The 5,280-nt window shown below is 71.4% G+C and carries 4 protein-coding genes and 1 pseudogene; 4 read left to right on the top strand and 1 reads right to left on the bottom strand.

Annotated elements, in window-relative coordinates:
• Positions 1-396 (bottom strand): annotated as a pseudogene (locus tag Q0112_RS11945) (carbohydrate ABC transporter substrate-binding protein); the annotation flags it as partial.
• Between the two features lie 163 nt (positions 397-559).
• On the opposite strand from Q0112_RS11945, the gene Q0112_RS11940 reads away from it, so the two are divergent.
• The 4 genes from Q0112_RS11940 to Q0112_RS11925 all read left to right on the top strand — a co-directional run.
• Positions 560-1,363 carry a DeoR/GlpR family DNA-binding transcription regulator gene (locus tag Q0112_RS11940; protein WP_297975620.1) on the top strand — a complete coding sequence of 268 codons (804 nt, stop codon included), beginning with the start codon at positions 560-562 and terminating at the stop codon, positions 1,361-1,363.
• Positions 1,360-2,862 (top strand): glycerol-3-phosphate dehydrogenase, encoded by a 1,503-nt coding sequence (glpD, locus tag Q0112_RS11935; protein ID WP_297975619.1) that lies wholly within the window; start codon positions 1,360-1,362, stop codon positions 2,860-2,862. Before Q0112_RS11940 ends, glpD begins: the two co-directional genes overlap by 4 nt.
• 167 nt (positions 2,863-3,029) lie before the next feature.
• Complete coding sequence (locus Q0112_RS11930) at positions 3,030-4,187, top strand: efflux RND transporter periplasmic adaptor subunit (RefSeq protein WP_297975617.1); 1,158 nt, start codon at positions 3,030-3,032, stop codon at positions 4,185-4,187.
• 9 nt (positions 4,188-4,196) lie between these two features.
• A partial coding sequence (locus Q0112_RS11925; protein ID WP_297975615.1) for an efflux RND transporter permease subunit occupies positions 4,197-5,280 on the top strand: 1,084 nt, incomplete at its 3' end.

Raw genomic sequence — 5,280 nt, 5'->3', positions numbered from 1 at the left:
GTGGGTGCCGATCAGGTCGCTGTCGTTGACGTAGCCGTCGTAGAGGTTGCGGTTGGTCTGCATCTGCGTCTGCACCGCCTGCACCACCTCGCCCTCGCCGAGGATCTGGTGGTTCACCTTGATGCCGGTGATCTCCTCGAAGGCCTTGGTGAGCACGTTCGACTCGTAGCGGTGCGTCGGGATGTCCTCCGACAGCACGTTGATCTCCATGCCGGCGAGGGGCGCCGCGGCATCGATGAACCACTGCATCTCGGCCTTCTGCTCGTCGACGCTGATGGCAGAGGGCTGGAACTCGTCGTTGATCCACTTCTCGGCTGCGGCCATGTCGGCGAAGGCCGCCGGCGCGCCCGCCATAAGCGCAATCGCGGCGGATGCCGACCAAAGGGGCATGCGCATCTGTTTCCTCCCTAGAACGGGTGCCGGTCGTGGGCCGGCATCACGCCGGCTCAGTTCATTTGAAAAGTACTGATCGGTCAAGTGAAAGTTTTGACTTTCGGATGAAAGCTGTCATTTTCTGCCCGACCGGCGATGTGAAGGCCGGCGCCTGGGATCGGCACGGATGCTCCTGAGTGAACGGCAAAGCGAAATCCTGCAGCGCGCGCGGTCGCAGGGGCGGGTGGAGGTGGAGGCGCTGGCCGTCGAGTTCGAGGTGACGACGCAGACGATCCGTCGCGATCTCAACGACTTGAGCCAGAGCGGGCTGCTCGCGCGGGTGCACGGCGGCGCGGTTCCGGCCGCGCGGGTGTCGAACGTCGCCTATGCGGCGCGCCGCGCGCTGGCCGCTCCGGAGAAGCGGGCGATCGGCCAGCGGGCGGCGGAGATGATTCCCGACGGCTGCTCGGTCATCGTGAACGTCGGCACCACGACCGAGGAGGTGGCGCGGGCGCTGATGGCGCGGCGGGATCTCGTGGTCATCACCAACAATCTCAACGTGGTGGCGATCCTTTCCGGCACGCCGCAGAAGGAGCTGATCCTGGCGGGCGGCGTGGTGCGCCAGCACGACGGGGCGATCGTCGGCGACGAGGCGGTGGCCTTCATCCGCCGCTTCAAGGCCGACTATGCGGTGATCGGCGCCTCGGCGCTGGACGAGGACGGGGCGATCCTCGACTACGACATGCGCGAGGTAGCGGTGGCGCGGGCCATCGTCGAGAACGCGCGGCGCACCATCCTGGTCTGCGACCGGCTGAAGTTCGAGCGGAGCGCGCCGGTCCGGATCTGCGACGTGGCGGACGTGCATGCCTTCGTGACCGACGCGCCGCCGCCCGCCGCCTTCGCCGAGGCCTGCGGCCGCGGCGGGGTGGAGATCGCCGTCGCGACGGCCGGGCAGGATGCGGCCGGGCAGGATCCGGAGGCCACGGCGTGAGGTTCGATCTCGCGATCATCGGCGGCGGGGTCAACGGCTGCGGCATCGCGCGCGACGCGGCCGGGCGCGGGCTGAAGGTGGTGCTCTTCGAGCAGGGGGACCTGGCGCAGGCGACCTCGTCTGCCTCGACCAAGCTCTTCCACGGCGGCCTGCGCTATCTCGAATACGGCGAGTTCCGTCTGGTCCGCGAGGCGCTGATCGAGCGCGAGACGCTGCTCGTCGCCATGCCGCACATCGCGCGGCCGATGCGCTTCGTGCTGCCGCACCGGCCCGGGCTGCGGCCGGCCTGGATGCTCCGGCTCGGGCTCTTCGTCTACGACCATCTCGGCGGGCGGCGGATCCTGCCCGGGACGCGGACGCTTGACCTGCGGCGCGATCCGGCGGGCGCGCCGCTCCGGCCGGGGTATGCGAAGGGGTTCGAATATTCCGACTGCTGGGTGGACGATGCGCGGCTGGTGGTGCTGAACGCGCGCGACGCGGCGGCGAAGGGCGCGGAGATCCGCACCCGCACCCGCTTCGAGCATGCCGCGCCCCAGGCGGGCGGCTGGCGGGTTACGCTCGAGGGCGGGGCGGAGGTCTGGGCGAAGGCGGTGGTCAACGCCGGCGGGCCCTGGGTCGAGCGGGTGATTCGCGCCGGCTTCGGCGGCGAGAGCGCGGCGCGGGTGCGGCTGGTGCGTGGCAGCCACATCGTCTTGCGGCGGCTCTTCGAGCACGACCGGGCCTACATCCTGCAGCAGGCGGACGGGCGGGTGGTCTTCGCCATCCCCTACGAGGGGGACTTCACGCTGGTCGGGACGACCGACGTGGAGCACGAGGGGCCGCCGGGGGAGGCGCGCTGCACGGAGGAGGAGCGGGACTATCTGCTGGCGGCGGTGCGCGGGGCGTTCCGCGCGGATGTCGGGGCGGAGGATGTCGTCTGGAGCTATTCGGGGGTGCGGCCGCTCTATGACGACGGGGCGAGCTCGGCGACGGCCGCCACGCGGGACTATGTGATCCGCCTGCGCGAGACGGGCGGCGCGGCGGCGGTCGACGTCTTTGGCGGCAAGATCACCACCTATCGGCGGCTGTCGGAGGCGGCGCTGGCGAAGCTCGTAGGGGTCTTCCCGGCGATGGGGCAGGCGTGGACGGCGCGGGTGCCGCTGCCGGGCGGGGACTTTCCGGTCGACGGGGCGGAGGCGCTGGCGCGCGATCTCGCGGCGCGCTTCGGCTTTCTCGATGCGGGCTGGGCGATGCGGCTCGTGCGCTGCTACGGCACCGAGGCGGCGGAGCTGCTGGCGGGGGCGCGCGGGGCGGATGATCTGGGGGCGCGGTTCGGCTGGAACCTCACCGAGCGGGAGGTGCGCTGGCTGATGGAGCGCGAGTGGGCGCGGACGGCCGAGGACGTGCTCTGGCGGCGGACCAAGCTCGGGCTGCGGCTCGGCGTGGAGGAGGCGGCGCGGCTCGGCGACTGGATGGCGGCGGCGGGATGCGGCGCGGCGCGCGGGCTCGCGGCGGGATAGGTTTACGCGCGGCGCGGCGGATTCCGTCGCGGAGAGGCGCGCCGGCAAAACTTTCGTGACTTCGGCAAGATCGCGCTGTCATTGCCGGAGCGGGCGGGTTTATCTGCTGTGATGATGCGCTTTTTCGGGCGACGGAGGCTCGGGCGCCGCGTCGGCGGGAACCCGGAATGAGGATCTGGAAGCAAGCCATCGTCTCGCTCGTGCTGCTGTCGACGGCGGCCGTCCTGTGGGCGCGCTATTTTCCCGGTGCGGCGGAGCTGCTGGAGCGGGCGGGGATCACCGCGGTCTCCGTGGAGCCGGCGCGGGCGGAGCGGACCGCCGAGGGCCAGCAGGGGCCGCGGGTGCCGGTGGTGCTCGGCGCGCCGGTGGTCGAGGCGCGGATCAACGACTCCGTCTCGGCGATCGGCGACGGGCGGGCGGCGCGGTCGGTGTCGGTGACGCCCTATGTCTCCGGGCGGGTGGTGGCGATCGAGGTGGCCGCGGGCGACTACGTGCCGGCGGGGGCGCCGCTGGTGCGGCTCGACTCGGATGGCGAGGAGATCGAGCTCGACCGCGCCCGGCTGACGCTCGCCGATGCCGAGGCGACGCTCGAGCGTGACCAGAGGCTGGTGCGGTCGCAGGCGGTGAGCGAGCTGCAGCTCCGGGCGGCGCAGCTGGCGCGGGACCAGGCGGAGCTGGCGTTGCGCGATGCCGAGCTCGCGCTCGAGCGGCGGGTGATCCGGGCGCCGTTCGACGGGTGGGTCGGCATCCTCGGGGTCGATATCGGCGACCAGGTGACGAGCGCGACCGAGGTGGCGACGCTCGACGACCGGTCGCACATTCTGGTCGACTTCCGCGTGCCGGAGCGCTTCGTCGGGCAGCTGAAGGCGGGGGCGCCGGTGTCGGCGCGGCCGCTCGCGCTGCCGGGGCTCGACCTGACCGGCGAGGTGGTGACGGTCGACAGCCGGATCAGCGCCGATACGCGGACGCTGCGGGTGCGGGCGAGCCTCGACAATGCCGACGACGTGCTGCGCGCGGGCATGGCCTTCTCGATCACCATGCGCTTTCCGGGCGACGTCTTCGCGGCGGTCGATCCGCTGGCGATCCAGTGGAACGCGGCAGGCGCCTACGTCTGGATCAGCGACGCCGGCGTAGCGAAGCAGGTGCCGGTGCGCATCGTGCAGCGCAACAACGATGCGGTGCTGGTCGATGCCGACCTCGCGCCCGGCACGGTGGTGGTGACGCAGGGGGTACAGATGCTGCGGCCGGGTGCGCCCTTCCGCTTCGAGGGCGAGGCGCCGCCGGCGACGGCGCGGGGCGATTTGCCGCGCCCCTCGCCGACCTGAGGGCGGCCATTGGCTTCGCGCGCGGACATCGGCGGGACGGGGCGCGGGTTCACCGCGCTCTTCGTGCGGCGGCCGATCCTGGCCGTCGTGCTCAACAGCCTGATCGTGATCGCGGGGCTGGCGGCGCTCTTCGGCGTCGAGGTGCGCGAGTTGCCGGACGTTGACCGGCCGGTCATCACCGTGACGACGAGCTATGACGGCGCCGCGCCCGAGACGATCGACCGCGAGGTGACCGGCGTCATCGAGGGCGCCATGGGGCGGATCTCGGGGGTGAGCGCCATCTCCTCGCGCTCGACCTTCGGGCAGAGCCGGGTGACGGTCGAGTTCACTGATGGAACGGACCTCAACGTGGCGGCGTCGGATGCGCGCGACTCGATCGGTCGGGTCATCAACCAGCTGCCCGATGACGCCGACGAGCCGCGGATCGTCAAGGCGGACGCCAATTCCGACCCGGTGATCCGCATCGGGGTGACCTCCGAGACGATGTCGGTCGAGGATCTGACCGACCTGGTGCGGAACACGGTCGAGGACCGGCTGATCGCGGCGCCGGGGGTGGCGGACGTCTCGCTCTACGGCGCGCGCGACCGGATCTTTCGCGTCGACGTCGACCAGATCGCGCTGGCGAGCCGGGGGCTGACGCTCGGCGACGTGAGCGATGCGCTGGCGACCGTCGCCTTCGACAGTCCGGCGGGGTCGCTCAGCGCCACGAACCAGAGCCTCGTCGTGCGCACGACCGCGACGGTCAACACGCCCGAGGCCTTCGGGGCGCTGATGCTCGACCAGAACACGCGGCTCTCGGACGTGGCGACGGTGACGCTCGGGCCGGACAGCGGCAACTCGATCCTGCGCTCGAACGGGCAGAGCGGCCTCGGGATCGGGGTGATCCGCCAGGCGGAGAGCAACACGCTCGAGATCTCGCGCAGCATCCACGCCATCGTCGCCGAGCTGCAGCAGACGCTGCCGCCAGGGGTGCGGATCTTCATTACCGGCGACGACGCGGTCTTCATCGACGGCTCGATCCACGAGGTGCTGCTGACGCTCGCGCTCTCGGTGGTGATCGTCGTCGCGATCATCTACCTCTTCCTGCGCGACC

The organism is uncultured Amaricoccus sp. (assembly GCF_937858865.1).
In the GTDB taxonomy this organism is placed as follows: Bacteria; Pseudomonadota; Alphaproteobacteria; order Rhodobacterales; family Rhodobacteraceae; genus Amaricoccus.
This window is presented reverse-complemented; position numbering and strand designations above follow the sequence as displayed.

Bases quoted from the DNA above. Each gene is read 5' to 3' on its own strand.
- Q0112_RS11930 (WP_297975617.1), top strand. From the start codon at position 3,030: ATGAGGATCTGGAAGCAAGCCATCGTCTCGCTCGTGCTGCTGTCGACG.
- Q0112_RS11940 (WP_297975620.1), top strand. From the start codon at position 560: ATGCTCCTGAGTGAACGGCAAAGCGAAATCCTGCAGCGCGCGCGGTCG.